At 50.9% G+C, this 25,452-nt stretch carries 25 protein-coding genes; 12 read left to right on the top strand and 13 right to left on the bottom strand.

The window, feature by feature from the left end; genetic code table 11:
* The first annotated feature begins 5 nt into the window (after positions 1–5).
* Positions 6–839: a GNAT family N-acetyltransferase gene (locus PsAD5_RS22015; protein WP_208988754.1), complete on the top strand. Its 834-nt coding sequence runs from the start codon at positions 6–8 to the stop codon at positions 837–839.
* A 67-nt stretch (positions 840–906) separates the two neighbouring features.
* On the opposite strand, the gene PsAD5_RS22010 is transcribed toward PsAD5_RS22015, so the two are convergent.
* Entirely contained in the window at positions 907–1,563 is a 657-nt protein-coding gene (locus tag PsAD5_RS22010) for a DNA-3-methyladenine glycosylase I (RefSeq protein WP_084406033.1), read from the bottom strand.
* Positions 1,564–1,718: 155 nt separating this feature from the next.
* A complete protein-coding gene (locus PsAD5_RS22005) occupies positions 1,719–2,468 on the bottom strand; it encodes a protein phosphatase CheZ (RefSeq protein ID WP_063287144.1) in 750 nt (249 codons plus the stop codon).
* A gap of 448 nt (positions 2,469–2,916) precedes the next feature.
* Between PsAD5_RS22005 and PsAD5_RS22000 the strand changes: the two genes are divergently transcribed.
* From PsAD5_RS22000 to PsAD5_RS21990, 3 genes are all read left to right on the top strand, one after another.
* A complete protein-coding gene (locus PsAD5_RS22000; RefSeq protein ID WP_063293692.1) occupies positions 2,917–3,627 on the top strand; it encodes a L,D-transpeptidase in 711 nt (236 codons plus the stop codon).
* Positions 3,628–3,834: 207 nt separating this feature from the next.
* Positions 3,835–4,605, top strand: a complete 771-nt coding sequence (locus tag PsAD5_RS21995) for a hypothetical protein (RefSeq protein WP_063293691.1) — start codon at positions 3,835–3,837, stop codon at positions 4,603–4,605.
* Between the two features lie 362 nt (positions 4,606–4,967).
* Positions 4,968–5,468 carry a PEGA domain-containing protein gene (locus PsAD5_RS21990; RefSeq protein WP_057463746.1) on the top strand — a complete coding sequence of 167 codons (501 nt, stop codon included), beginning with the start codon at positions 4,968–4,970 and terminating at the stop codon, positions 5,466–5,468.
* Between the two features lie 53 nt (positions 5,469–5,521).
* On the opposite strand, the gene glcF is transcribed toward PsAD5_RS21990, so the two are convergent.
* Genes glcF through PsAD5_RS21975 form a run of 3 tightly spaced genes read right to left on the bottom strand, consistent with a single transcriptional unit; the run spans position 5,522 to position 9,567 of the window.
* Positions 5,522–6,832 (bottom strand): glycolate oxidase subunit GlcF, encoded by a 1,311-nt coding sequence (glcF, locus tag PsAD5_RS21985; RefSeq protein WP_063293690.1) that lies wholly within the window; start codon positions 6,830–6,832, stop codon positions 5,522–5,524.
* A 3-nt stretch (positions 6,833–6,835) separates the two neighbouring features.
* Entirely contained in the window at positions 6,836–8,035 is a 1,200-nt protein-coding gene (gene glcE, locus PsAD5_RS21980; RefSeq protein WP_063293689.1) for a glycolate oxidase subunit GlcE, read from the bottom strand.
* Between the two features lie 35 nt (positions 8,036–8,070).
* On the bottom strand, positions 8,071–9,567 hold the full coding sequence (locus PsAD5_RS21975) for an FAD-linked oxidase C-terminal domain-containing protein (RefSeq protein ID WP_063293688.1): 1,497 nt from the start codon (positions 9,565–9,567) through the stop codon (positions 8,071–8,073).
* Between the two features lie 340 nt (positions 9,568–9,907).
* Here PsAD5_RS21975 and PsAD5_RS21970 point away from each other — a divergent pair, with 340 nt between their 5' ends.
* Entirely contained in the window at positions 9,908–10,306 is a 399-nt protein-coding gene (locus PsAD5_RS21970; RefSeq protein ID WP_057463750.1) for a c-type cytochrome, read from the top strand.
* A 66-nt stretch (positions 10,307–10,372) separates the two neighbouring features.
* Here the strand turns inward: PsAD5_RS21970 and PsAD5_RS21965 are convergent, their stop codons facing one another.
* Together PsAD5_RS21965 and nfsB are read right to left on the bottom strand one after the other, a co-directional pair.
* Positions 10,373–10,819 carry a GNAT family N-acetyltransferase gene (locus tag PsAD5_RS21965; RefSeq protein WP_063293687.1) on the bottom strand — a complete coding sequence of 149 codons (447 nt, stop codon included), beginning with the start codon at positions 10,817–10,819 and terminating at the stop codon, positions 10,373–10,375.
* A 184-nt stretch (positions 10,820–11,003) separates the two neighbouring features.
* The gene (gene nfsB / locus PsAD5_RS21960) at positions 11,004–11,660 is read right to left on the bottom strand and encodes an oxygen-insensitive NAD(P)H nitroreductase (protein WP_063293838.1); all 657 of its coding nucleotides are present in this window, start codon (positions 11,658–11,660) and stop codon (positions 11,004–11,006) included.
* Positions 11,661–11,883: 223 nt separating this feature from the next.
* Here nfsB and PsAD5_RS21955 point away from each other — a divergent pair, with 223 nt between their 5' ends.
* Together PsAD5_RS21955 and fbaA are read left to right on the top strand one after the other, a co-directional pair.
* The gene (locus tag PsAD5_RS21955; protein WP_063293686.1) at positions 11,884–12,699 is read left to right on the top strand and encodes a (Fe-S)-binding protein; all 816 of its coding nucleotides are present in this window, start codon (positions 11,884–11,886) and stop codon (positions 12,697–12,699) included.
* Positions 12,700–12,977: 278 nt separating this feature from the next.
* On the top strand, positions 12,978–14,048 hold the full coding sequence (gene fbaA, locus PsAD5_RS21950; RefSeq protein ID WP_063293685.1) for a class II fructose-bisphosphate aldolase: 1,071 nt from the start codon (positions 12,978–12,980) through the stop codon (positions 14,046–14,048).
* Positions 14,049–14,212: 164 nt separating this feature from the next.
* Here fbaA and PsAD5_RS21945 read toward each other — a convergent pair whose 3' ends face one another.
* Positions 14,213–15,730, bottom strand: a complete 1,518-nt coding sequence (locus PsAD5_RS21945; RefSeq protein ID WP_063293684.1) for a hypothetical protein — start codon at positions 15,728–15,730, stop codon at positions 14,213–14,215.
* Between the two features lie 273 nt (positions 15,731–16,003).
* On the bottom strand, positions 16,004–16,933 hold the full coding sequence (locus PsAD5_RS21940; protein WP_208988752.1) for a tyrosine-protein phosphatase: 930 nt from the start codon (positions 16,931–16,933) through the stop codon (positions 16,004–16,006).
* 101 nt (positions 16,934–17,034) lie between these two features.
* Here PsAD5_RS21940 and PsAD5_RS21935 point away from each other — a divergent pair, with 101 nt between their 5' ends.
* Positions 17,035–17,928 carry a LysR family transcriptional regulator gene (locus PsAD5_RS21935; protein ID WP_063293682.1) on the top strand — a complete coding sequence of 298 codons (894 nt, stop codon included), beginning with the start codon at positions 17,035–17,037 and terminating at the stop codon, positions 17,926–17,928.
* Positions 17,929–17,942: 14 nt separating this feature from the next.
* Here the strand turns inward: PsAD5_RS21935 and PsAD5_RS21930 are convergent, their stop codons facing one another.
* Entirely contained in the window at positions 17,943–18,848 is a 906-nt protein-coding gene (locus tag PsAD5_RS21930; RefSeq protein ID WP_063293681.1) for a LysR family transcriptional regulator, read from the bottom strand.
* A 95-nt stretch (positions 18,849–18,943) separates the two neighbouring features.
* On the opposite strand from PsAD5_RS21930, the gene PsAD5_RS21925 reads away from it, so the two are divergent.
* Together PsAD5_RS21925 and PsAD5_RS21920 are read left to right on the top strand one after the other, a co-directional pair.
* The gene (locus PsAD5_RS21925) at positions 18,944–19,609 is read left to right on the top strand and encodes a DsbA family protein (protein ID WP_063293680.1); all 666 of its coding nucleotides are present in this window, start codon (positions 18,944–18,946) and stop codon (positions 19,607–19,609) included.
* A 15-nt stretch (positions 19,610–19,624) separates the two neighbouring features.
* On the top strand, positions 19,625–20,527 hold the full coding sequence (locus PsAD5_RS21920) for an MBL fold metallo-hydrolase (protein WP_063293679.1): 903 nt from the start codon (positions 19,625–19,627) through the stop codon (positions 20,525–20,527).
* 103 nt (positions 20,528–20,630) lie between these two features.
* On the opposite strand, the gene PsAD5_RS21915 is transcribed toward PsAD5_RS21920, so the two are convergent.
* The 3 genes from PsAD5_RS21915 to PsAD5_RS21905 all read right to left on the bottom strand — a co-directional run bounded on the left by PsAD5_RS21915 (position 20,631) and on the right by PsAD5_RS21905 (position 23,235).
* Positions 20,631–21,329 carry a type 1 glutamine amidotransferase gene (locus PsAD5_RS21915; RefSeq protein ID WP_063287127.1) on the bottom strand — a complete coding sequence of 233 codons (699 nt, stop codon included), beginning with the start codon at positions 21,327–21,329 and terminating at the stop codon, positions 20,631–20,633.
* A 110-nt stretch (positions 21,330–21,439) separates the two neighbouring features.
* A complete protein-coding gene (locus PsAD5_RS21910) occupies positions 21,440–22,264 on the bottom strand; it encodes an amino acid ABC transporter permease (protein WP_063287126.1) in 825 nt (274 codons plus the stop codon).
* 173 nt (positions 22,265–22,437) lie between these two features.
* Entirely contained in the window at positions 22,438–23,235 is a 798-nt protein-coding gene (locus PsAD5_RS21905) for a transporter substrate-binding domain-containing protein (protein WP_208980525.1), read from the bottom strand.
* 258 nt (positions 23,236–23,493) lie between these two features.
* Between PsAD5_RS21905 and PsAD5_RS21900 the strand changes: the two genes are divergently transcribed.
* Both PsAD5_RS21900 and PsAD5_RS21895 read left to right on the top strand, forming a co-directional pair.
* Positions 23,494–24,678: a Na/Pi symporter gene (locus PsAD5_RS21900; protein WP_193757737.1), complete on the top strand. Its 1,185-nt coding sequence runs from the start codon at positions 23,494–23,496 to the stop codon at positions 24,676–24,678.
* 85 nt (positions 24,679–24,763) lie between these two features.
* Positions 24,764–25,387, top strand: a complete 624-nt coding sequence (locus tag PsAD5_RS21895; protein WP_063287426.1) for a hypothetical protein — start codon at positions 24,764–24,766, stop codon at positions 25,385–25,387.
* The last annotated feature ends 65 nt before the right edge of the window (positions 25,388–25,452 follow it).

Genomic DNA, 25,452 nt, shown 5'->3' with positions numbered 1-25,452 from the left:
GCGGTGTGGGCAACGAGCAGGAAATAGCGAAGACGCTGGGGGTACGCAGTGATCTTCTTGTGGAACGGAGCGTTAGTGAGGTTGAGGTTCATCCAGACCGGATCATTTTGCGCATACCGGAAGAGCCTCATTACTGGGCTGGCAACATGGTGTTCTTCCGGGGTGACAAGGTTGAACCAGAAAAGCAAATTGCGCAGTTTCGTCAGGACCTTCCAAAGGCTGCACACACAATGTTCGGTTGGGATACGCCTGACATGACGATTGGGGCTGCACATACGCCTTTATCTGATCTTGGATACAAGTTGGAACAAATCGATGTGCTAAGCCTGACCGGGCCTTTGAACCGTGCTCCGGTGCCTGATGGGATCGATATCCGTCCTGTTCAGACTGATGAAGACTGGGAGCAAGTCATCGCGCTCCAAATCGACACTGCTGTTGATCAGGGCTATGATCGAGACAGTTTCGGGAACTACGCGCGGAGACGCTTTGAGAGCCGTCGCCGCCAGGTTAAAGCAGGATTGGCGAACTGGTTTGGCGCTTTTGATGGGGATCTCTTGGTTGCAGATCTGGGAATCTATACCGATGCAGCGGTTTCGCGTTTTCAGGAAGTTGAGACACGGCCCAGCCATCGCAAGCGCGGCATATGCGCGGCTCTTGTTACTGCTGGTGTCGATTGGGCTAAGGCACAGGCACCTGCAACCATACCTGTCTTACAAGCTCACAGTTACGGCCCGGCAGGCCGGATTTATCGGCGTTGTGGCTTCGAGCATCGCGAAACGCTTGTTCTTGCGATCCTTCCACCCCAAGGCACCTTTGAGCGTCCGGCTGACACTGCATAGCAATCGTACGAGGTGACTAGTGCATTAAGCCCCCTCACCTCGTCGTTTCGTTACAGCAGAACTTCTGCTAGCCCTTCATAGGACGCACCAGAGCCTCACGCTTGGCCTCAACGATGTCCCGGCAGCAGCAGCCTTCGAGGTGGTCATTGACCATGCCCATAGCTTGCATGAAAGCGTAGACGGTGGTTGGGCCGACGAAGGACCATCCGCGTTTTTTGAGATCTTTGGAGATGGCCGTGGAGATTTCGGTTTTGCCAAGGGTCTTCAGGTTGGCGTAATCACAGGTCTCAGGGCGTTGATCCGGGGTTGGTTCCCACTTCCAGAAGTAAGCTGCGAGTGAACCGAACTCCTCACGCATTTCCAGTGCACGATTGGCGTTGTTGATGGTGGAGTTGATCTTGCCGCGGTGGCGAATGATGCCGGCATCCTGAACAAGTCGTTCAATGTCATTTTGTGTGAACTTTGCGACCTTCTCAAAGTCAAAACCTGCAAAACCGGCGCGGAAATTCTCGCGTTTGCGCAGGATAGTGATCCAGGACAGGCCTGACTGGAAACCTTCAAGGCAGATCTTTTCAAAGAGGCGGATGTCGTTGGTGACCGGATGCCCCCACTCATCGTCATGATAGGCCTGATAGAATGGATCTCCCCCATGCCACCAGCAGCGGTCTTTGCCATCTTCTCCGCGGATCAGTCCTTCAGCAATCGGTGTTGAGTTCTGGTCCATTGCTTTGCCCTTCTTGGTCAATCGTCTTTGCAGATTCTTGTTGGGCGACCATCAGTCACCCTCACTAACCCGCTCAAAATGTTTATGTTATGTTCTCTTATAAAGCATTGGCTTGCCAAAATAGCAAGCCATCTGCATATCACTTTTCGGACAGATCAATCGAACAAAGCGTCAATGTCATCCTGTGTCACGGTACCAGCTTCCACATCCAAAGCCGGACCATGAAGCAGTGCGGAATCATCGCCCTCTTTATCAGAGGCAATACGATCACTGATCTCCTTGAAGCTTTCAATACCGCCCCATATCTCAATCATACGGATGATGCGCTCTTCGACGAATGACAAGGTGTTCACCACCTTGCTGATGCGCTGGCCAGTGAGGTCCTGGAAGTTACAGGCTTCAAAGATCGACACAACCTGCTCGTGAATGTCAGTGACAAGGCCTTCATGCTCGCTCGGAACCATTGGCATGACGGTTGCTGCGCTCTGGTCGATGACCTCAGCTGCGGTCAGGATCTGCTCAGTTGCTCCTTCGGTGCCGGATACAATCGCACCCAGCTCCAATGTCACGCGGCCACGCTCGTCATTGTCGACGCTGGCCTTGTTGTGAAGAGCAGCAATTTCATTCTTGGTCTCAGCGATTGCCTGATAAATCGCATCCAGCTCACCCTTGAGCTTTGCAGCCTCGCCGATTTCCTCACGCAGTTCTTCTGCGACGCGTCGGGACAGTTCTTGTGGGTCAGTTGCCGGAGATCCTACCAACTCTTTCAAGCTGGCAATTTCTTCCATGATCTGCTGGTGACGCAACTCTTCACCATTGTCCTGAATCGGAGTGCTTACTTCGGTGCGTTTGCTACGCACTCCGAACTGAGCCTCTGCACGAAAGGTTTTTCTTACAACTGACATCCCAACCCCGAACTCATGAAGCCAATACGCTTCCTAATGAGGACCACACCGTCGCTACTCCTGTCCGGCGATGCACCCTCTTTTGTTTTCCGCCCTTTCTTCGCAAACTGGCACAGGCTTACGAAGACAGGCTCTCAATTACAGGTTTTAAATAGCAATCCCGGTCACAAGACGCGTCCATGCACCCATAAGTAAGATGGGCACGATTCGCACTCCTGCACGCCGGTCACTACTCACATACTTCTTAGAGTGTTAATTATTACCTTAGATTTATCAGCATTGATTTTTAAGGATAAATTCGACGATTGGCCGCATAACCCAGTAACAATTGGTTAACCTTAGTTTGAACTAGCATTAATTACATTGTTAATTTTAACGATTATTAGAACTGCAACTCCTAGTTTTCCCGAGGACATCGGGTCATTGGCAAGGTCCAGAGGAGTGTGGAATGTTTGGAGCAACGGCAAAAAGCAAAGCAAACTGGTTTGTTACTTTGTTCGGCGTGGGTAGCTTAGTTTGTGCGTTTGGTACTGCTGCGCAAGCAGAGTACAAGCCGCGCGCCTCTGCACCTCCACTTGTCCTTAGTCCTGATCTTGCAAATCCATGGGTTGTGCAAATTCCGCGATCCCAAGCCAAGGCTGTCCAGAACCTTCGTGGATCTGCAAAACAAGCAAGACGGCCGCGTACGACATCAAAGCGGTACGACCGCCGTATTCCCAAACAGTTCTTGCCGACGACAGTGAGCTACAACACCTCGTATTCACCGGGATCTGTCGTGATCGATACGACATCACGATATCTTTACCTGGTGCAAAGCAATGGCAAGGCCCGCCGTTATGGTGTGGGCGTTGGCCGCCCGGGTTTTGAATGGGCTGGCGTTCACAAAGTCACCCGTAAGCGCGAGTGGCCAGACTGGAGGCCACCTGCTGAGATGCTGAAACGGCAACCAAGCCTCCCTCGTTACATGCCGGGCGGACCGCGCAACCCATTGGGCGCGCGTGCACTTTATCTGGGTTCAACGCTTTACCGTATTCATGGGTCCAATGAACCATGGACGATTGGCCAGGCGGTTTCTTCCGGTTGCATTCGTATGAGAAACGAAGATGTGGCGGAGCTGTATAATATGGTTCCGGTTGGCGCAAAGGTCTATGTGCGCTAGGCATGCACGTTTGTTGCAATCTTGGGTACAGGAACCTATGATAAGACAACAACTTCAAGTTGCTTGCCGCACCCCAGACAACGGCAAAGCATCAAAAAATAAAGGTCTGTCTTTAAACAGGCTTATTATGTGAATGTGCCGTTGCTGACCATCTGATTGAGGGACTTTTCCCCCAGGCCACATCTGTGTGTTTTGGGAGTGCCGCGTATGTGTGCCAAGAAGAATGGACTAGTCATCAGCAAGGACGAAGTGGTTGCAACTCTTTCCAGTATTTTGTCCAGCCCCAACTTCAGGCGAAGCCCGAAACTAACTGCCCTCCTGACATTTCTCGTCGAGCGTAAACTCTCCAAACAGGAAGAAGACCTCAAAGAGCAAGTTATTGGACAGAGGGTCTTCAATTTGCCTGAGGGGTTTAATCCGCGTGAAAACCCGATTGTGCGAGTCAACATCTCGCGCTTGCGGTCTCTTCTGCGTGGTTACAACGACGCACACCCTGATGTGCATCACATGCAGATCCGGTTGCCAGACATGGGCTATGTACCTGTATTTGAGTGTCTACGACCCGTTGTTGACGGAGCTGATGAAGAGAGCAACGCCTCTCCCTCACAACACACGAGCGAGGAACGCTCACCCATTGAGCTGTTGGATGAGCCTTTGAACTCTGAAGACATCACCCAGATCCGCGGTGTTCTGGAGGATTGCCTGAAAGATCAAGGACCATCACTCAACCGGTATACGCTTGCAGCCATCCTGCTTGGCTGTTTCGCCAGTATGCTGAGCTTGTTGTTGCTTGCGCATGAGACTGGTTTGGTGTTTGCCGGAGATTGGCATACCCAAGTCATCGCTGTTCCGCCTCCAACGATTGACGAAGATCAGATCCCACCAGAAATTGCAGCGGAGTTACGACAAATAGAAGGTGAACTTGGCGGGAAAGTCAGCTGCATAATTCACTCCGATGAGCATATTCTCGCTGAGTAAATGGCAGAAGGCATCATGTAGCTCACTCCTCACCCCAACCAATTAGTCTGCGTTTGGATGAACAGCAGTACGACTGCATTTTGGATGTCGATCTCAATTAAGCTCACGCAACTTTGGGGTTTTAGACTGTCAGTGTTTGAGCCGTTCTGCAATTAATCCACGAGATTGAGGGTGGGTTTGAACTCAATAGATTTTTACCCCTAAAACCATCAGTTTAACATATTCATTTTCAGGAATTGCCTGAAGCTGCGAAAGGCACAAAATCAGACTCATAAATGCATTGGGAATCAAATTTTTCACCGTTGCATGTCCCCCACGATGCCGAGGGTATCGGTTCAGTTTTCTAAGGCGGGAATTTTGAGATGAAGACTACATTTTTGTTTGCGTCATTTATTTCAGCAGGTTTTGTCCTTTCAGGGTGCGCCAGTGTCACACGCGGTATGAGTGAAAAAGTCAAAATCTATACCTCTCCAGAGGATGCACAGATCTCGACGGACATAGGGATGACCTGCAGTTCCTCGCCTTGTACACTCAAGGTTTCACGCAAAGAAAAGTTCAACGTCACCGTTTCCAAAGAAGGTTATAAAACGCAGAAAGTACATGTCACCACTGAAGTTGCAGGAAGCGGTGCAGCAGCTATGGCAGGCAATGCCCTGATCGGAGGTGTGATTGGCGTAGGTGTGGACGCGTATACCGGTGCGATGCTCAATCACAAACCGAACCCAGTTCTCGTTGAGCTTAAGCCAACAAACCCAGCAAACCCTAATACACCTGTCGGCGATCTCTCACATATTCGGAAGCAATATGCTGATGATGAGAAAGCTCATCAGGAGAATGTTATGCGTCGTGGAGGCGGCGTATAACCTCCGAATCCCTCTCAATCTTGTTTGAGAGGGATTTGTGTAAAGCAGCATACTTACGCCTTATCCAGCAGCATCGGCTTTGGACCGCCATAGGCCCAATCCAGAAGCTCGATGTTATGGATGACCGGGATTTGGGTGCCGCTGGAGATTTGGGTGATGCAGCCGATGTTGCCGGTGGCGACGAGGTCTGGCTGGGTAGCTTCCAGATTGCTTACTTTACGGTCTCGCAGAGCAGTGGCAATTTTGGGCTGCATGATGTTGTAGGTACCAGCTGAGCCACAGCAAAGGTGACCTTCCAGAGGTTCTTTGACTGTAAAGCCAGCATTTTGCAGCAGCTTCTTCGGTTGCCAGGTGATCTTTTGGCCATGCTGCATGGAGCAGGCAGAGTGGTAGGCGATGGTCAGCTCTTCGTGCGGCTGTGCTTCGCCTAAGTCCTGCTCAATCAGAAACTCAACAATATCCTTGGACATCTGCGAGATTTGTTGAGCTTTCGCCGCATATTGCGGGTCATCGCGCAGCATGAAGCCATAATCCTTGATGGTGGTCCCGCAGCCTGACGCAGTGATGATGACGGCATCGAGCCCCTCACCTTCCATCTCTCTCATCCATGCATCAATGTTAGTTTTAGCCTGTTCGTTAGAGGCTTCTTCCTTGCCCATGTGATGAACAAGCGCACCACAGCAGCCCTCGCCTTTCGGGAAGACCACTTCATAGCCGATGCGAGTAAGTAAGCGGGTCGCTGCATCATTGATGGACGGGGCAAGGACACTTTGTGCGCAACCTTTCAGGATGGCGACGCGGCCCTTCTTCTGCACTTTCGGGGCAACGGTTTCCTGTCCTGCGAACTGAGAAGGCATTGCTGATTTGGTCGGAGCCAACGCCAGCAGGGTACCCAGTTTTGCAAGCGTACCACCGCATTTCTTCATGAGCCCTGCAAGTGGGCGACCATAGAAGGCGGCTGCGATTGCAAGACGGAAACGGCCCGGTTTGGGCAGAATGGCCTGTAGCACTGCTCTGAGCATCCGGTCTTGCAACGGACGCTTGTAGGTGCGTTCAATATGAATGCGAGCGTGATCCACAAGATGCATGTAGTTCACACCCGAAGGGCATGTGGTCATGCAAGACAAACAAGACAGGCAGCGGTCGATATGCTTGACCGTTTTGGCATCCGCAGGACGGTCGTTTTCCAGCATCTCTTTGATGAGGTAGATGCGGCCACGTGGACTGTCCAGCTCATCTCCCAGCAGCGCGAAGGTTGGGCACGTTGCAGTACAAAATCCGCAGTGCACGCATTTGCGCAGGATCTGTTCGGAGACTGCTGTGGCGCTGTCTTTGAGTTGTTCTGGTGTGAAGTTGGTTTGCATGACCTAGATCCCCGCGTACATTCGGCCCGGGTTGAGGATGTTGTGCGGATCAAACTGAGCTTTCAAGCGCTTAGAAAGCCCCATCAATGTCTCCGGCAAGGGCTGGAACACATCCACGCTCATGCGCAGCTCAGCACTTGCGCGCAGGAGCGTAGCGTGACCACCACCGTTTTCAGTGATAAGCCGGCGGAGCGGAACATCGTGAGGCTCTTCGCCTTGCATTTCCACCCAGACCAGACCACCTGCCCAGTCCATCATCCAGCGGATTGCAAAGCGCTTTTCCAGCTCAGCAATCATCTGTTGACCAGCAGTCGGGCTTACTGAGAGCTTCCAGAGCGGCTTGTCACTTCCGGCGAACGGAATGAGGTCACGTAGATCACCCCATGTTTTGCGGGAGGCCTGACCTTCGATAAGCTCTTGCGATGGAAAGCGCTTCAGGATGCTGCGCAGTTTGTTCAAGCGATAGTCGATGGAAACGGGAATGCCTTCCAATCTGAGCAAAGTGATGGAGTGTTCTTGTGAGAGCGGGCAGAAGCCTTTTGGCAGATGAGCTGCGGAAGAAACCTCTGCTGAAGACCCCATCGCCTCTGACATGGCACTGGATGCTTCTTGCGGGGTCAGGCCCAGCAATACGAAGGTGCATTCTTTGGCTGCTCGTGGGAGAACTTTGATGGAGAAACTTGTGGCGACGGCGAGTGTGCCCCATGAGGAGCAGAAGCCCCGGGACAAATCATAACCCGTCACGTTTTTCACCACGCGTCCGCCTGCCTTGAAGATCTCGCCACGGCCAGAAACAGCTTCCAGACCAAGTACATGATCGCGTGCTGCACCCGCTTTGAGACGGCGCGGGCCAGACAGGTTTGTTGCCAGAACACCGCCAATGGTGCCTGCCTGATTTGGGCCACCCAGAACTGCACTTAGGTCTGCTGGTTCAAAGGGGAGTTCCTGATTGTGCTCCTTCAAGAGGGTCTGAACGTCCGTCAGTGGCGTGCCTGCCTTCACGGTGAGCACAAGTTCTGCCGGTTCGTAGTCGATCACGCCGGTGATGCCGTCAACGCGCAAAGTATGCGCGGACTGCACCGCCCTGCCCCAGTTGCGCTTGGAGCCGCTGCCGATTACTTCCAGCGGAGTTCGCTCGGCGGCGGCCCATTTGACGACCGCCTCCAGCTCATCAGCTGTTGTTGGGTGGAAACCCTCTCCCATGGTTTCGTCCTGTTCTCTTGTCTTAGGATCACGCTCTAGAAGCGTGGAATATCCGGGAATGGCAGTTGGCCCTGATGAACGTGCATGAAGCCAAGCTCTGCACAACGGTGCAGGACCGGGAACATCTTGCCCGGATTGAGAAGCTGCTTTTCATCAAACGCACACTTCACGCGTTGCTGCTGTTTCAGGTCATCCTCAGAGTACATTTCCGGCATGAGATCGCGTTTCTCAATGCCGACACCATGTTCCCCTGTGAGGACGCCGCCTACTTTTACGCAAAGGCGCAGGATGTCTGCGCCAAAGGCTTCTGCTGCGGCCAGTTCGCCCGGCTTGTTGGCGTCATAAAGGATGAGTGGATGCAAGTTTCCATCGCCTGCATGGAACACGTTAGCGACGCGTAACCCATGTTTTTCGCTCAGCTCCTGCATTTCCTGCAGGACTTGTGGCAGAGCTGCGCGTGGAATGGTGCCGTCCATGCACAAATAATCCGGCGAAATACGGCCCACTGCCGGGAAGGCTGCCTTGCGCCCTGCCCAGAATGTGTTGCACTCGTCTTCTGACTGAGAGACGCGCAGGTAAGATGAGCCGTTCTTTTCTGCGATTGCACTGACGCGCTTGAGCAAATCATCGACTTCAGCTTCAGGGCCGTCCAGTTCCACGATCATGAGGGCGTCAACATCCAACGGATATCCGGCATGTACGAAGTCCTCGGCAGCATCAATTGCGAGCTTGTCCATGAGCTCCATGCCACCGGGGATGATACCTACTCCGATGATTTCAGCAACGCACTTGCCAGCTTCCTCTGAGGTTGGGAAGCCGATGAGTGCGGCACGGGCTGTTTCCGGTTTTTGTAGAACGCGGACAGTGACTTCAGTGACAACTGCAAGCAATCCTTCGGACCCTGTGAGCAGGGCCATCAAGTCGTAGGCCTCAGAATCCAGATGTTTGCCGCCGAGGCGGATCACCTCTCCGGTGATAAGGACAATTTCCAGTCCCAACAGGTTGTTGGTGGTCAAACCGTATTTGAGGGAGTGCACGCCGCCGGAGTTTTCTGCGATATTACCGCCAATGGAACAGGCGATTTGGGAGGACGGATCAGGAGCATAATAGAAGCCATCCTGCTGTACAGCCGTCGTAATCCCCAGGTTGGTTACACCCGGCTGGGTCACAACTGCCCGGTTTTCCAGATCTATTTCCAAAATCCGATTAAATTTCATCATGGACAGCAAAACGCCGTCTTCCAACGGCAATGCACCGCCAGATAGGGAAGTTCCGGCACCACGAGGCACCACTTTTACATCATTGTCATAGCAGTACTTGAGCACTTGCGAGACCTGATCTACGGTCTCAGGCAAGACCACCACAAGCGGCAGCTGGCGGTATGCCGTCAAGGCATCCGTCTCATAAGGACGCATCTCGATTTCATCGCAGATAACACCTTCTCCACGCACGATTTTTTGCAAATCAGCAACGATTTTGGAGCGCTTTTTTAGTGTTTCCTGTGACGGTTTTGGCATTGCGTTCGCTGCCATCAGGCCTCCCTCCTGAGTTGTGATTTGAAACTATATTTCCAAGCCACCAACCCAACCGTACTTACTGAATACAATAGCTGAGACTCTCATAATTTTTGCAAAGATAAAAGCCGCATTAAGTCTATTGTCGCCCACAAAACAACGGCTTCAGTTTTTGGTGAGTTTGACTCAAAGCAAGTTATTTTCAGTCGTTTATGCTTATGATCAATTCCGTCCGCGACAATATGCCGTAACAATATATACGAAGGTAACGTCGAATCTGTGGGAACTGCCCCATGAGTTAGACTATGTTGTTCTCTATTCGCGGTTATCTCTTAGGATATAGTGGGAAGGATAAAATATGAAGCAGTTTGGCGTCGTTGCAGCGCTTGCATTGCTGTTGAGTTCCGGTGCGGCATTCGCTGAAGGCGATGTTGCTAAGGGCGCAAAAGTTTTCAAAAAATGTAAGGCTTGTCATGCTGTTGGTGAAAAAGCCAAAAACAAGGTAGGACCTAAACTCAACGGCATCATCGATGCTGGTTGGGGTGAAGTCGAAGGCTACAAGTATTCCAAGCCTCTTCTGGCAGGTAAAGAAGAAGGTAAAGCTTGGGACGCAGCTACCCTGGACGCATACCTTACAAAACCGAAGAAAGTTATCCCGAAAGGTAAGATGGCTTTCGCTGGTCTTAAGAAAGAAACTCAGCGTCAGGACGTTATTGCGTACCTCGCTCAGTTCAATAAAGACGGCTCCAAGAAATAATTGGATTCCAGAGATTCTAAAGATCGGGGGTCGCAGTTCTGCGGCCCTTTTTTATTTGGCCTGCCCTCATCCTTCTGCCTTGCGCACCATCTTGTTTGCAAGGATCGGAATGCCGTTATAATCGGTCATGAACTCGCTGGTAATGACAAAACCAAATTGCTCATAGAGCCGCTTGGCCGGCAGGTTGGATTTAGCGACATAGAGAGTTGCCTCCCCCTCAGCCTTCTCCAGCATGTGTTGCATGAGCGTTCTACCGATGCCCTTGCCTCTGCCTTGCGGGTGGACGAACAATGACCTGAGATCAGCTCCATCCTGAGCTGCATAAGCCAGCATTTTCTCTTCTTCATAAACTGAGATTTGCGACGTGATTAGACTCGTATACCGCTTGGGGTCCTGATCAAGCGGGAGTAATTCAAACTGCTGATCTTCATAGGCGAACTCATCAAGTTTGGACTTCGCGTAAATGTCTAGCACAGCTGGAAGGTCCGCGTCCCGATACAATCTGATCATCATTCAACTCTTTCTAAGTATATGTGTTTTTCGATTCCCTCGTATTTTGATGGCAGGCAATTGAGGTAACTTTGTGCACCTGCTTTTGATTGTAGTTTAGTACAGTCAAAATGCAGAATAAAACTCGGCCATTTCATGTAAAAAGGGATGCGCGGAGCATCCCCTTTTGCGTCAGCTGTAGAACTGATTAAGCCAGTTCTGTGAAGATTTCACCTTCCGGGAGGCGGGATTTTGGGAGGGCGGCGTTGAAGTCGCTTTCGTGACGGTGGCCGAGGGCAATCAGAGCAACTGCGCGGTAGCCTTTTTCCTGAAGGCCAAACTCTTCGTTAAGCGCGTCAACGTCTACGCCCTCAATCGGCACAGCATCAATGCCCAGCGCGCCTGCGCCCAGAAGAATGGTTCCCATGTTGAGGTAGACCTGTTTTTCCATCCAATGGTCAGCGTCTTTGAGCTGGTCGCGATGAATACCCACAAAGGTGGCACGGCCTGCTTTGACTGTCTCTTTTACGGCTGGGTCAGCGAAGCGTTTGTCTTGTTCTTCGGCTTCCAGCAGGCGGTCCAGATATTCATCAGAGATGTCCGTTCTTACGCAAAAGACGACGACGTGGGAGGAGTTGAGCACCTTGCCGTTATTGAAGGAGAACATGCCTTGTGTGCCCTTTGAAACGCGCTCACGTCCTTCTGGGGTGTCTGCAATGATAAAGTGCCAAGGTTGTGAGTTCACACTTGATGGGCTGAAGCGAAGCAGGGATTTAATGTGGTCAAACTGCTCTGCGGAAATCTGCTTTGATGGATCAAATTCCTTGGTGGAATAGCGGCTCAGCGCGACGTCTTTCAGGTTCATGCTCATGTTCCAGTTTCTTATTTTAAGTGATGTTCTGACCGGAAGATAACCATTAGTTTTTTCTTAGCAAGTACGCACAGAAAATGCACATAGGCACAAAAAGTATACTAAAAGCTCCGTATCCGACATCTGATAAAGCATTGAAGTCCCCTTTGAATTGTGGCAGGCAGGTTGTAGCGATTTCATTTATGCATTGCTCAGAAACTGCAGGACTTCTTCTCTTATGGCCCGACCAAGACGCCCCAAATACAAGAAGGATGCCCGGGTCGGTTTGTTTGTTTCCTGCACCACCAATCTCTTTCGTCCTTCCCTCATAAAAGCTGCAGTCCATCTGCTGGAAAGAGCTGGTTATGAGGTTGAAGCGCCCAGCATTCAGAGTTGTTGCGGACTTGTGTCGCTACGTTCTAATGAACTGGATGATGCACGGGATTTGGCGAAGGAGGTGATTTCTCAGTTTGGTCATTACGACTATGTGGCTGTGCTTTCTCCTTTTTGTGCCAAGGTGTTTGAACGGGCCTACGCGCCGCTGCTTTCTGAGCAGTCTGAAGAACTCACGAAGATCACCGCCAAGTTTACGCGTAAGTGTTTTGAAGTCTCTGATCTGTTGCTGGCTGCGCCAGAGTTTGGGCAGAGCTTGCAAGGCTTTGCAGGAAAGGTCGCGTTTCTGGATGTGTCAGACGCGCCAAATCTGTTTGGCAGTCAGGTGGCTTCCCGCACTCTGCTGGGTCAGATGGAGCAAGTGGGCGTTGTTGACCTGCCGCAGATCTGCGCTTCCCAGGTCAAAGGCGCTCCAGAGGGAACGATCTCCCCTGAACTGGGTCCAGGTGATCTGAGCGGTTTGCTACATGCGGTGCGCTCCTGTGGAGCTGGCACGCTTGTCTCGACAGATCTGGCGCTCCTGATGGAGCTTTCCACGCATTTACGCCGCTATGGGTCTGCCATTGAGCTCAGGCCGGTTTTGGAGGTTCTGGCAGGTGATACTCAGTCCATGCCGATTGGCTTGAGTGCTCGTGTGATGGCAGGTCAGTCCATCCTCTGATTCCCTAGGTCGTCACCGAACCTTGCGCAGGGATTGTGGTTCCTGGTGCTGCTTGTGAAAAACACAAATTCTGCATGACGGGAATTACTGCTTAAGGCCAGTGATTTGCCTCTTAAATCCATTAAATTCCTCAGAATGCCCTTACAAATGTTGTAGTTCTGCGTATTGCTGAGTAGTGTGCGCGGCAACTGGCCAAGGCCATGGTCCGGCTTTGTTGCCAGTTCACAGTGTGAGGCACTTTGTCTCCCTTATCTGCTGTTACACAGGAGCCTATAAAAATGGGAAAGCTCAAGCCGGGCGTCATCTTTGGTGAAGACTATAAAACCCTGATTGAAGCATGCCGCGAAGGTAAGTTCGCCTTGCCTGCGGTCAACGTTGTTGGAACGGACTCCATCAACGCAGTTCTTGAAGCAGCAGCTGCAAACAATACAGATATTATCGTTCAGCTCTCCAACGGTGGTGCGCAGTTCTATGCCGGTAAAGGCATCAAGGACAGCTTCCAGGCAAAAGTGCTTGGGGCAGTTGCTGCAGCTCAACACGTGCACCTTCTGGCAGAGCATTACGGTGTTGGCGTTGTGTTGCACACCGACCATGCAGACAAGAGCCTGATCCCTTGGCTGGAAGAGCTCATCAAACACGGTGAGGCATTCTACAAGGCAAATGGCAAGCCACTGTTCTCCTCCCACATGCTGGATCTTTCTGCAGAAGACATCGAGTTTAACCTGTCTGAAAGCGAACGCCTGCTGAAGATGATGGCTCCGCTGGAAATGAGCCTTGAGATTGAGCTGGGCGTGACTGGTGGCGAAGAAGACGGTATCGGTTCTGATGATGACATCGGTGCAGACAATCCGAAGCTCTACACCCAGCCTGAAGATGTTCTGCAGGCTTATGACCGTCTGAACCCGCTTGGCCATTTCTCTGTTGCTGCGTCCTTTGGTAACGTGCACGGCGTTTACAAGCCAGGTAACGTGAAGCTGCGCCCTGAAATTCTGCGTGAAAGCCAGAAGCTGGTCAGCGAAACTCACAGCCTTGGTGCAAACCCGCTGGCGCTTGTGTTCCACGGTGGATCCGGTTCTGAGAAGTCCAAGATCACAGAGAGCCTGAATTACGGCGTGTTCAAAATGAACATCGACACCGACACACAGTTCGCATTCTCCGAGAAAGTTGGAGCGTATGTGGAAGCAAACGCCAATGCTTTCAAATACCAGATCGACCCGGAAACTGGTGCTCCAACGAAGAAGGCTTACGACCCACGCAAATGGCTGCGTGAAGGTGAGCTGGGCATTGTTGAACGCCTGAAAGAAGCTTGCGAAGACCTGAACTGCGTTGGCAAGAGCCTCTGCCTGTAAGCTGACCAGATTTTATAAGATTAAAGAGCCCGGTGCAGACACGCCGGGCTTTTTATGTTTGTCCACTTATGCTGGGACGCAGTACATTACGTTTCGTGGAAGGTTACACCGCACTATGGGTGCTGGCAGAGCCAACATCTAGTAGTTAACCTGTTCTAAGATGATTAAGCCATCGTGCTCTCACCATCTAAAAACAGGATCGGTACACCGAGGTTTTTGGCTACTTTTTCGGCGTGTTCCATGAAAATCTGGTATTTTTCTTCCTTGGTCAGGGCCTTTTTGCCTTCAAACTCCTGAAACGCGATGGTGTCGGGAGAGGGTTCAGCGTCTATGAGAAAGATTCCATTGATCTTGATGGGCTCGGTTGCGTCTACGCCTTGCTTATGCTGAATACCATCTTTGGATGAAACGATTACCTCGTTATGCGCATAGTAGGTGTTGTCCACCAAGTCATCGACGTTCTGCTGGCGTTTATCGTACTGGTATCTGTCCAGCTCATTCTTCAAGTAACCGTTGCGAACATGATCTGGCACATCGAGAAGCTTTTCGTTTTGCTCTTGTGTGACATTGACCATTCTGTCTTTTTTGTCTTTGCGGCCAATGTTAAGCTCGCTCATGAGATCATCGGGACTGGAGACCAGCACGTTTTGTGGCGGGACATCCAAGATGACGCCAAAGGCTCCGTAAACAAAGCACTTTTCATCAGTCACAACGGATGTACAAATGGCATCTTTATTCTCCAGATATTCGGTTCCCTGAGCAGAAAAACAGCCCTTTTGATTGATAAAATCATCCATTGAACCTGTTCGAACGATGAACTTGAAAGGTGCTTTGCAGCCGCCTCTTTTTTGGAGGTCGAGCCTTTCGGAAGGATCAGAGAAGTTCTCTCTGTTCCAAGTCTTAAGAAAAGCCTTTGTCTTCTCATCCGGCTCAGCTTTGACCAGCTCGACTTTATGCTCCTGAGTCTTTTTTCGCATAAATGCAGCAGCAAGTTTGTCGAGTTTGTCGAGTTTGGAAACATGTGGGTTTTCGCTAGCTCCGACGCCAGTAACTTCGGGCAGAGCATGCAGCCAATCGACTTCCTTCTGATAGTTCTGAAGCGTCTTATTGAGTTTCTTCAGGATCTTGTTCGCAGCATCCACCTGAAAGTTTGCGCAAAGCGTCTCTGCTTCACTAATCAGGCCGTTGGCTTCCTGATCAAGACTGAGGAATTTCTTGTGCTTTTTGCTCGGGATTTTCTTAGCAATGGCAAGGCTGTCAACAATAGGTAACTCGAGTGCCAGTTGCGCGAGGTCTTCTTTCACCCAAGGTAGCTGCGCCTCTAAACCTATCTGGTTAGATTTGGCAACTGTAATGAGTTGCTCCATAGAGGCGATGTTCTCTTTAACCTTTGTGATCCTTGCCTGTGCGTTTTGAGTTTTGGGGCCTTTAAAATCCTTCTTCGCACTTGCAATACCTGAGCGAGCGGATTGACCTGCCTTTTTGAATGGTGAGAAGACTGCGCTTTGGTGCTTTACGAGGTCCGTATTTGCAAACAAGTATTCTGCTGTTTTTTCCAAGGCAGCAAGCTCTTCCCCAGGATCAATAGGAGCATTCACCTCTTCCACAAAGTTCAGGTTAAGATGGCGCGCCATGTCACTGGCCCATTTGTGCTCTTGTTTGTTCAACGTTTGCGGGGACATAGATCCACTCCGACAACATTTGCGCCTCCCTTCCAACCGCATTTTTTTGGAAAGTAAACGCCTGTATTCCTAACGGGCCGCCAGACTACTACGCTCCCTCAAATGAAAACTTTCCTGAATGTCCTGATTTACTTTCAAATTGGAGACAATCGGTACAGACTTGCGAGCACACAATCATCAACGAGGAGGTGCGTAGAGTGCTTCTCTTTCGTTTAAGAGAAACCTCGTGCCGCCAACGTTGGGGGAAGGCAGCACGAGGGGTGCTGGGAGGCCTTAGGTTGGGTCTGCCAGCAGGTTCTTTTTGATGTGGGCTAGCTCTTCGTCAGAAATGCCCAATGCTTCACGGCGGTAGGTGTCAAAGCTGCCGTAGTCTTCTTTCACCGCTTGCAGCGCAGCCGTGATCTGCTCTTTATGTGCACCGAAAGCCGGACGGAGAGAATGCGGGCCGTCTGCGACTAACTTGCTCAGTTCATCATAAGTGTAGAGATTGGTGGTGAGGTAGTCGCGCATGACGTCTTCCTCAGAAAAGCCCAGAGACAACATCAGTACAGCTGCCACATAACCGGTGCGGTCCTTGCCGCCTGCGCAGTGGAACACCAATGGGTAGTTCTGTTCTTCCAACAACACATGCATGAAGCGGGAGATCTGCGGTATAAACTTACGGGCGAAGTCCTTATAGCGATCAATCCGGGTGTTGTAGAGGTCTACATTATGGTCTTTCAGCAGTTGGTCAATCTCATCAAACTTACCGCTGAACCATAAAGGGCCAATTTGCGAGGCTACATCTAAAGGCATGATTTTTTTTACGTCTGCCGGGTCTGAGCCAATTGGCAGATTGATGTTGAAGTCTACTGTCGAAATATGTTTGTTGGGGTGTTTTTCCAACTCATCCGGAGCACGCAAATCCACAATGGTCTCAATGCCCAATGCACTGAGTTTTTCCTGATCAGCTTTTGTCAGGTTGTCCAGTTGGTCAGAGCGGAAGACTGTTTGCGGCTTTAAAGCCGGGCCATTTTTCGGCGTGGTTAGTGGGCGAAAGTTCTCCAGTTTTTCGATTGGTTTAATAACCTTGATGGCATCGCAATTGGAGGGGATGTCAATTGGCAGTTTGGTTTCGCACGGCATTGTGTCTGCCATGGCGAGCCCTGACGTCATGAGTGAGCCAATCATTGTTGCGGTTGCCAGCCCGATTATTTTTCGCATGGTCATTCCTCTCAGTTTGCAAATTTGGGTGACATAAAGATCAGTTTGACCTATGCAGTAAAGTTGAACTCCATCAGAATTTCAGATCGTGTTGAGGTTGGATGCCCAGTGTTGACCAGTTGGAAGCGTTTGTGACTGCCGCAGAGTTAGGGTCTTTTTCTGCTGCTGCACGACGGTTGGGTAAGGCTCAATCCGCTGTAAGTGCTGCGATTTCCAATCTGGAGATTGATCTTGGCTCCGATCTTTTTGATCGCAGCAGTTACCGTGCAGAGCTGACTGTCTCGGGTGTTTCCTTACTGGATTATGCAAGATCCATTTTGCAGAGCAGGCAGGACTTGCTTGTGAAGGCTGGTGCCCTTTGTGAAGGGGCTGAAGGCAGCCTCAAAGTGGTGTTTGAGTATGGGACCTATGTTTCTGAGATTAATCAGGTTTTCCATGATTTCGACAAGCAGTTTCCGAAGGTAGAGCTGCATGTCCAAACCACCTCTTTTGGTGATGTATTTTCCAGGCTGACGGAAGAGAGCGCTCAACTGGGGATTATTATCGAGCGGCACCCCTACAAGGAAGGCTACCACTTCCGTGGGCTTGGATTTGAGCGCCGGATTGCGGTTTGTCACAAGGACCATCCTCTCGCCGAACTGAAGGAAGTCCGGTTGGTGGACTTGCGCGGATACAGACAGATTATTTCTGGGACAGAGACTGACCGAAACTCACCTGAGTTTTCACGTCAGAAAGGGCCGCATCTGCTGATTACAGATAATCCGCGCGTGGCACACACCATGGTGCATGGCGGTGTGGGCTGGGCGGAGTTGCCTGCGCAGATGGTGGATGATGAGGTGAAGGCTGGTGCGCTGAAAGAGCTTTCCTATGATTTTCAGCAGAATGCTATTCTCAACAAGGTCTCTCTTGTCTGGGGCAAACAGCAGGCGCAAGCCCCTGCCTGTAAATGGTTGATCAACCGGATGTGCCAGCTGCACCAGAAGACTTGGGTATAGCGTCAGCGACCTTCTCAAAATACATCGCGAGCCTCTTTGTGCGTCTTTATCAGCTCTTCTACAAACACCCTGGTCTTAGCTGGACGAAAGCGGCTGTTTGGGAAGAGCGCGTAAATTCCGCCTTCCTTATGGTGCCAGTCTGGTAAAACCCGTTGTAAGCGACCTGATGCCAGATCTTCGCGGACCTGAAAGGACGGGAGGAGACACAGACCGCCGTGACTGAGGGCGCATGCATGCGAAGTCAGTGTGTTCCAGACTGTGATCGGCGGATTTTGGAGTACAAATTGCACCTCCTCCCCTTCAGCTGATTGCCACGATATTCCCGCAGGCAGCTTGCAGTGGTAGATCCAGTCTTTATCTTGCAGATCGGTTGGTGTTGAGACCGGTCCCATCGCTTCAACATATTGCGGTGAGGCCACAGTAAACTGCTGGAAACTGCCTATTTTCCTTGCGATAGCAGAGCTGTCTTCCAACCAACCAACGCGGATGGAGACATCTATTTTCTCTTTAAGCTGGTCCAACTTTTCATCCGTGAAGACCGCATTGACCCTGATTTTTGGATATTTTACCCTCAATCGCATGAGCGCTTTGGCGACGACGCACTGGCCATAATCTTCTGGTGCTGTCACTGTGAGCAAACCGCTGGGAACCTCTTGTTCATGCTGGAGTCCCTGCACCGCTCGTTCTGCCTGATCGAGAATTTCTGCGGCGTTTTCATAAAACCGCTGCCCTGCTTCTGTCACTTGAAGAGAGCGTGTTGTACGCACCAGTAGGGCTGCGCCGAGCTCTTCTTCCAGTTTTGCGACTTGGTGACTGACGATGGCTTTTCCCAGGCCGAGCTTTTTCGCTGCTGCGGTGAAGGAACCACTTTCGACGACTTCAACAAAATGGCGGAGGCGATTGAGATTGTAGAGGCTCATATAATTGTCTTTATTTTGCAGACAGTATGTCGAAATTATCTATATTTTACAGATAGTCAAGTTGTCCTAGGTTCCCCTGCAACAAGGAGAAACTTATGACGCACTCATTCCTCTACATCTACGATCCGCTATGTGGGTGGTGTTACGGCACAACTCCCAGACTGGCGGACTTGGCGAAGGACTACGAGGTTGAGATGTTACCAGCAGGCTTGTTTAGCGGTGCTGGAGCTCGCCCTCTGGACCATTCTTTTGCATCTTATGCGTGGGCCAGTGACCAGAAGATTGCGAGGCTGACAGGGCAGACATTTAGCCGGGCCTATCAAAGCCAGATTCTAAATGGTGAGAGACAAACGCTAGACTCAACATTTGCGACACTTGCCATGACAGCATGCTCAATCGTGGAACCAGCGAGAGGGCCAGAGGCGCTGAAGCTCATCCAAGATGCCCGGTATGTGGAAGGCAAAGACATCACCGACCTTTCCATCCTGCTGGATCTGCTTTCCGGTGCAGGTTTTGTAGATGCTGCCACTCTGCTTCAAGACCATATGACGTCTGTTGAGGCGGAGACTTCACAGCGCGTTGCTTATGGACAGGTGGTTTTAAACCAGATGGGTGCACGTGGTGTGCCAACACTTGTTGCAGACATGTTCGGTGAGCGCGTGCTGCTGCCCTCTGATCTGCTTTACGGCTCTTACGGGCAACTAACAGAAGCTTTGAACAACTTCTCCCACAGCATTCAGCAGGGCTTTCCTGCTCTTTAACCCCAAGGAAAACAAATGATTAAACCTTTTGCTCTTGCTGCAAGCCTTGCAGCAACCGCTACTCTTACGCCTGTTGCAACCTATGCTCAGGATACTGCTGCCCTCACCTTTGAGGTCTACAATCCGGGTGATGAGGGTTTGTTCCCAGTTACCTCAGTGTTGATTGAAGGCCCAAAGGAAGCTGTTTTGGTGGATGCGCAGTTTCAGCGCCGCGATGCCCGGAACTTAATTTCAATCATTAAGGAAAGTGGCAAGACGCTGACATCAATTTACATCAGTCATGGTGATCCTGATTACTATTTCGGTCTGGATGCGCTTCATGCGGCCTTTCCTGATGCGAAGATCGTTGCCACGCAGCCGACGGTAGAGAAGATCAAAGCCACCATTGAGGGCAAGTTTGCTTATTGGGGACCGATCCTGAAAGATGATGCACCACAGGAGTTGATCGTTCCTGAGGTCATTGATGGCAACAGCTTTGAGGTGGATGGAACTCCAGTTGAGATTGTTGGTCTTGATGGACACGACCCGTCCCACACCAGTCTTTGGGTTCCTTCAGAGCGTACTGTGGTTGGCGGTGTGCTGGTCTATGACAACTCTCATATATGGCAGGCTGATAATCCGACTTCAGAGAAGCGTAAGGATTGGCAGAAGAGTCTTGATGATCTTCTTGTTCTGAACCCGAAACGTGTGATCCCTGGGCATTTTCTTGGTAACACCAACAGCCAGACGGTGGGTTCTATCGCCTTTACCAAGGCCTATGTGGCTGCGGTTGAGAAAAATGCCGCTCTTGCAAAAAACTCTGATGAACTGGTGACGCTCATGAAGACAGAGTTTCCAGCACTGGAAGAACGCAGAACCAGTGACCTTGCTCTTGGAGCCAAGGTGGTGATGGGCGAGATGAAATGGCCTGCTGAATAATCGAAGGCTTCAAACCCTCGCAGTTTTCTGCGGGGGCTTTCCTGTCATTGTTTTCTAATTGAGCTTACTGAGGCATAAGCACATTTCTTGCTACTCGCCTTTCTTACAGCAGAGCAATCCAGCGGCGGGAGATTTCCAGTCCCAACGCGTCGGCTCTTGGGCCGAATTTTGGTCCTTGCTCTTCCAGAATTTCGTTCCAGTGCGGCACCAGTTCATTGATTGGGCCATGGAAGCAGCCGTTCCAATGGTTCACCTGATCGACAGAACACTCAAAATGGAACTGGATGGCGTATGTAGCGCGGCCCATTTTGAAGGCCTGGTTGGGTGTCATCTCGCTGGATGCCAGATGTACGGCGTCTTTTGGCAGAGTATAAGTATCCGTGTGCAGAATGAAGATGTGGTCGTCTTCCTCGAAGGCGGAGATGACCGGATCTTGTTTGCCTTGCTCTGAGACTTGCAGTGGTAGCCAGCCAGCTTCCACCGGATTACCCAAAATATTCTCGCCGCCGAATGTGCGTGCGATCAACTGACTTCCGAGGCAGATGCCCATCACCGGCTTATCAGCTTCGTGAAATGCAAGGATCGTGTCGCAAACGCCTTTCAGGAATGGGAACTCCTCATCTGCTCTGGCATGTTGCAAACCGCCCAGAACAACCAGCCCGCTGAACTTGGAGATGTCTGATGGCAGAGGATCACTTTCTGCCATGACACGCAGATCGATCGGCATTTTCGCTTCATCCAGTGCCTGTCCCAGCAGGCCAAGCGTTACGTTTTCGCAGTTTTCAATAACGAGAACGGTCATTCCAACTTCCTGTCATAAGCAGCTGTGCCTTCTTTATTGGGCATGCTGCATTTATCATTGTTTGGTAGAAACCCGACCTAAAACCTCTGTGGGCTTTTTAGGGACAGGCTCTAAGCTTCGTTTTCAAAGGCTCGCTTCATGCGTTGTTCCAAACCGCGAACGACCAGAGACAGCGAGACTGTCATGATGAGGTAGAGATACGCAACCACATTGTAAGTTTCAAAGAACTGAAATGTGGAGGCAGAATAGATTTTGCCAAGCTGAGTGATGTCTTGCACACCAAGCACGGAGACCAGCGCACTTTCCTTTATGAGTGCGATGAAGTCATTTCCAAGTGGCGGCAGGATGTTCTTGAGTGCTTGCGGCCAGATGATGAAGCGGAACGTATGCCATCTGGAAAGGCCAAGTGCCCGGCCTGCTTCCAACTGACCGTCATCCACGCTCTCAATACCTGCACGAAAAATCTCCGCAATGAAGGCAGAGTAGCCGATGGACAGCGCAATGATCGCACGCCAAAGCATGGAAAGATCGCGCACCCGCAGCTTGTCGACGATCTCCCATTCAATCAGCGGCCCCATGAGCCAGTTGTAAGCTGCAACCATTTGTGGGGCACCGACAAAGGCAATGTAGAAGAGCAGCACCAGCATTGGTACGCCGCGCATAATCTCGGTATAGAACGAACACAACTCACGGATAGCGCGGTGTTTAGACCCTCGCCCTAATGCGATGGCGAGTCCTACAATGCTGGCGATGATGAAAGAGACAAAGGTGACAAACAGGGTAATGCCGACACCTCTGAGAAGGGTCTCAAAGATCTGGCGATAATCACCGTTGGCGGCGATGAGCCAGAGAAAGAAAACTGCGAGAACAAATGATGCGAGCAACCACCATGGAAGCTTGTTCAACCGGGATCTTGTGGCAGAACGCATGCCCATCGCGTTTCCTTTAAATCTCGTTTGAATTTCCTGAAGAGATGCGGAAATCCGTAGTCATACCAGAAGCAGATTGTTGGGTGTATTTGCGTGCGAAAATCGGTTTCGACGCTCCTGCAATACCCAGACATAAAATGGCGGGTCGCAAGTACCCGCCAAAATCAACCAGGTTACTGTTAATTCTTGGACTTATAGTCGAAGAACCATTTTTGGTTCAGAGCATCCATGGTGCCATCTTCGCGCATGGAGTTAAGTGCTGCGTTGATCGGCTCGCGCAGATCAGAACCTGGTGTCAGAATGAAGCCGAAATCTTCAGAGCCGATTGGACCGCCAACAACTTTAAAGCTGTCTGGTGATGCTCCCATGTAGCCTGCTGCTGCAGTTGCATCCATCAGCACCATGTCGACATCATCAGCACGCAATGCCTGAACAGAAGCACCAAAGGTTTCGAACAGTTGGATGCGCTTGTTGTTTTCATCGCCATCCAACACAGCATAAACAGCGGTGTAGAAGTTTGTGGTGCCCGGCTGCGCGCCAACCAACAAGCCCGGATCGTCAGCAAAAGCTTTTGAGTTGTCGAAGCGGTCTTCATTCGCCCGCACCAACATGAACATCTCGGAGGTCATGTAAGGATCGGTGAAGTCGATCTGCTTTTCACGCTCTTCGTTTATGGTGATACCATCCATGCCCACATCAAACTGGCCCTGACGAACAGCTTCAATCATGCTGTCCCATGAGGCCAGGCGCCAGTCGACCTTCATGTTGAGGCGTTTCGCAATTTCATTGAACGCGTCATATTCCCAACCGATGCCTTCACCGGTCTTGGGGTCGGCAAAGTTCAAAGGTGTGTATGCATTTTCGGTTACGGCAACAACGGTGCGGCCCTTCAGATCTGGCAGATCCGTTGCGGAAGCAGCTGCTCCGAAACCGACAGAAAGAGCAAGAGTTGCTAATGCTAGTTTAAATTTCTTCATCATCGGGTATGTCCCCTCCAAGGAAAATTTGGCCACCACGTAGAAAAATCTGGCAGAATCACACCCGGCAGATGTTGACAGTTAGCCGATCAGTGAGCAATAGGATGCAGGTGATTGACCTGTAAAATACCGTAGTTAGCTTGAGTATTTACCCTGCAAATGCAGAGGCGGTCAACGAAAGCCTTGGTGATTTCCTAGGTTGTGCTACTGGTGTTAGAAGATACGGCTAAATGTCGTGGTGAACTTTTATAGACGGATATGTCGGTGCAAAAAGATCCCCTGAACAACGACGAGCCCTATCTTGAGGATGAGCATCACATGCCACTGGGCATAAGTTTGCTCAACTGGATCTCTGTTGGATTCCTGATCTATTTTCTTCTTTGTGCTGTTGGCCTCATTGAAGCGGGCTTTGTTGCTATTGGTCATCAGACAGCCGAGCAGATTTTTTCCTATGCCACCAATCCAATTGCAGGCGTGCTGGTTGGCGTTCTCACCACATCTTTAGTGCAGAGTTCTTCTGTCACCACGTCCATTGTGGTTGGCTTGGTTGCGGCAGGGATGCCAATCTCCATTGCCATTCCTATTGTGATTGGCGCCAACTTTGGAACGACACTCACCAACACATTCGTGAGCCTTGGTTATGCGCGGGACCGTGCAGATTTCCGGCGCGCCTTTAGTGCGGCGACAGTTCACGATGCGTTCAACCTGATTTGCCTGCTGATCTTTCTACCGCTGGAGTTGGCCTTTGGCTTTTTGCAGAAGATCGCTATGGCTGTTGGTGATTTCTTTACGGCGCTCGATCCTGCCGACAATCTGATCACCGCAAACTTCAACTTCGTCAATTACTTAACCGAGCCCGTCATTGGAGAAATCCGTGAGCTAGCCTATGGGCTGGCGCAACCGTGGAACGGCCTCGTGATTGCGGCAATTGGTTTTGTGATGATTGTTATCAGCATCACGTTTGTGAGCCAACTGCTCAAGCTATTGCTTGCCGGACATGCACGTCGTCTGGCTGAGACGATGACGTCTGTCGCTCCGTCCTCCGGCATTTTCACAGGGTTAATTGCGACCTTGCTGCTGCAGTCATCTTCAGCAACTACCAGCCTTATTGTACCGCTGGCGGGTTCTGGTGTTCTGACAACAAAGCAGGTTTATCCGTTCACACTTGGCGCAAATATTGGCACTTGTTTAACAGCAATTCTGGCTGCATTTGCTGTGACTGGGCAGCGAGAGCTGGCGTTTGAGATCGCGATTGTTCATCTGGTCTATAACGTACTGGGTGTTGTGTTGATCTACAGTTTGCCATTCACGCGCTATTTACCTGTACGCCTTGCCGAGTTTGTTGGTGACTTGGGTGCCCGTCGGTTTGTAGTTGCCGCCAGTTATGTGGTCGGTATTTTCTTTTTGATCCCCGCTCTTGGCATCTTCCTACTGAGCAGATAACCTAGCTCCAGTCATCTTTCCTTATTGCAGCGCTGTGCTCTTTCGTGTGCCAAAAGCTGCTCTCTATTTACATGAGCTTGTTGTTATGCCTTTGCAAAACCGTGTTGCTCCCAATGGTGAGCTGTGTGCTGTCCCTGCCCGTGGCATGTTCATGGGCAATCGTGGTGGCCGTATTCATGATCCAGAGACGCAGAAGCTGACTGGCCGAACGCATGCCTCTCGCAGGTGGCTGTGTTGCTCTACGACCTATAAAGACTGGCACCGTGATGTCTGGGGCAAGTTTTATACGGAACTCTTCTTCTTTGACGAGGTGACCGCGCTGGCCGCGGGCCATCGTCCTTGTTTCTTCTGCCGCAAGGAGGATGCACGTCGTTTTGCTGAGCATTGGAAATGCTGCGAAGGATTAGAGGTGCCCCCAAGCTCTGACGAAATGGATCTGGTTTTGCATTCCCAACGGTGCGGCCACAAGAAATCACCGGCTTCCCTTCCGCAGATCAATCCGCACGAGAATTGGCCGGAAGGTGCTGTGGTTCATTGTGGCGACAAGTTTTATGCTCTGAGGAACCGTAAATGGTGGAGCTGGAGTTTTGAGGGATACACGGCGGCTGACCGGGAGTTGCCCGAGGATGTTACTCTTATTACGCCGCCACAGATCATTGCGATCCTGAGAGATGGCTACAGCCCCAAATGGGGCATCTTTAATCTCTAATACTGACCTATAGACCTCTAAATCATTCGTTTTCCAAATGAATAGATGACGTTTATTCATTTGTT

This window comes from Pseudovibrio sp. Ad5 (genome assembly GCF_001623095.1).
In the GTDB taxonomy this organism is placed as follows: domain Bacteria; phylum Pseudomonadota; class Alphaproteobacteria; order Rhizobiales; family Stappiaceae; genus Pseudovibrio.
This window is presented reverse-complemented; position numbering and strand designations above follow the sequence as displayed.

Bases quoted from the DNA above. Each gene is read 5' to 3' on its own strand.
- PsAD5_RS22010 (WP_084406033.1), bottom strand. From the start codon at position 1,563: ATGGACCAGAACTCAACACCGATTGCTGAAGGACTGATCCGCGGAGAA.
- PsAD5_RS22005 (WP_063287144.1), bottom strand. From the start codon at position 2,468: ATGTCAGTTGTAAGAAAAACCTTTCGTGCAGAGGCTCAGTTCGGAGTG.
- PsAD5_RS22000 (WP_063293692.1), top strand. From the start codon at position 2,917: ATGTTTGGAGCAACGGCAAAAAGCAAAGCAAACTGGTTTGTTACTTTG.
- PsAD5_RS21995 (WP_063293691.1), top strand. From the start codon at position 3,835: ATGTGTGCCAAGAAGAATGGACTAGTCATCAGCAAGGACGAAGTGGTT.
- PsAD5_RS21990 (WP_057463746.1), top strand. From the start codon at position 4,968: ATGAAGACTACATTTTTGTTTGCGTCATTTATTTCAGCAGGTTTTGTC.
- glcF (WP_063293690.1), bottom strand. From the start codon at position 6,832: ATGCAAACCAACTTCACACCAGAACAACTCAAAGACAGCGCCACAGCA.
- glcE (WP_063293689.1), bottom strand. From the start codon at position 8,035: ATGGGAGAGGGTTTCCACCCAACAACAGCTGATGAGCTGGAGGCGGTC.
- PsAD5_RS21975 (WP_063293688.1), bottom strand. From the start codon at position 9,567: ATGGCAGCGAACGCAATGCCAAAACCGTCACAGGAAACACTAAAAAAG.
- PsAD5_RS21970 (WP_057463750.1), top strand. From the start codon at position 9,908: ATGAAGCAGTTTGGCGTCGTTGCAGCGCTTGCATTGCTGTTGAGTTCC.
- PsAD5_RS21965 (WP_063293687.1), bottom strand. From the start codon at position 10,819: ATGATGATCAGATTGTATCGGGACGCGGACCTTCCAGCTGTGCTAGAC.
- nfsB (WP_063293838.1), bottom strand. From the start codon at position 11,660: ATGAACCTGAAAGACGTCGCGCTGAGCCGCTATTCCACCAAGGAATTT.
- PsAD5_RS21955 (WP_063293686.1), top strand. From the start codon at position 11,884: ATGGCCCGACCAAGACGCCCCAAATACAAGAAGGATGCCCGGGTCGGT.
- fbaA (WP_063293685.1), top strand. From the start codon at position 12,978: ATGGGAAAGCTCAAGCCGGGCGTCATCTTTGGTGAAGACTATAAAACC.
- PsAD5_RS21945 (WP_063293684.1), bottom strand. From the start codon at position 15,730: ATGTCCCCGCAAACGTTGAACAAACAAGAGCACAAATGGGCCAGTGAC.
- PsAD5_RS21940 (WP_208988752.1), bottom strand. From the start codon at position 16,933: ATGCGAAAAATAATCGGGCTGGCAACCGCAACAATGATTGGCTCACTC.
- PsAD5_RS21935 (WP_063293682.1), top strand. From the start codon at position 17,035: ATGCCCAGTGTTGACCAGTTGGAAGCGTTTGTGACTGCCGCAGAGTTA.
- PsAD5_RS21930 (WP_063293681.1), bottom strand. From the start codon at position 18,848: ATGAGCCTCTACAATCTCAATCGCCTCCGCCATTTTGTTGAAGTCGTC.
- PsAD5_RS21925 (WP_063293680.1), top strand. From the start codon at position 18,944: ATGACGCACTCATTCCTCTACATCTACGATCCGCTATGTGGGTGGTGT.
- PsAD5_RS21920 (WP_063293679.1), top strand. From the start codon at position 19,625: ATGATTAAACCTTTTGCTCTTGCTGCAAGCCTTGCAGCAACCGCTACT.
- PsAD5_RS21915 (WP_063287127.1), bottom strand. From the start codon at position 21,329: ATGACCGTTCTCGTTATTGAAAACTGCGAAAACGTAACGCTTGGCCTG.
- PsAD5_RS21910 (WP_063287126.1), bottom strand. From the start codon at position 22,264: ATGGGCATGCGTTCTGCCACAAGATCCCGGTTGAACAAGCTTCCATGG.
- PsAD5_RS21905 (WP_208980525.1), bottom strand. From the start codon at position 23,235: ATGAAGAAATTTAAACTAGCATTAGCAACTCTTGCTCTTTCTGTCGGT.
- PsAD5_RS21900 (WP_193757737.1), top strand. From the start codon at position 23,494: ATGTCGGTGCAAAAAGATCCCCTGAACAACGACGAGCCCTATCTTGAG.
- PsAD5_RS21895 (WP_063287426.1), top strand. From the start codon at position 24,764: ATGCCTTTGCAAAACCGTGTTGCTCCCAATGGTGAGCTGTGTGCTGTC.